General features: G+C 38.2%; 1 protein-coding gene. It reads left to right on the forward strand.

What is annotated here, in order from left to right; all coding sequences use genetic code 11:
- A partial coding sequence (locus tag RYX56_RS23230) for a family 1 glycosylhydrolase (protein WP_317124241.1) occupies positions 1-262 on the forward strand: 262 nt, incomplete at both ends.

Here is a 262-nt window from a genome sequence, read left to right on the forward strand (position 1 = left end):
TTCACGAAAATAATTTAGAAAATGGAGATGTTGCTTCAGATCATTATCACCAATATAAAGAAGATATTCGCCTAATGCGGGAAGGAGGCCATAACACCTACCGCTTCTCGATTGCTTGGCCCCGTATCATAAAAAATCTTCAGGGAGAGGTAAACCAAGAAGGGGTTGACTTTTATCATCGTATTATTGATGAATGTCTAGCAAACGGTATTGAGCCGTTTATTACATTATTCCACTGGGATTTACCACAATATTTGGAAGA

The organism is Alkalihalophilus lindianensis (assembly GCF_032843265.1).
GTDB lineage: Bacteria > Bacillota > Bacilli > Bacillales > Bacillaceae_D > Alkalihalophilus > Alkalihalophilus lindianensis.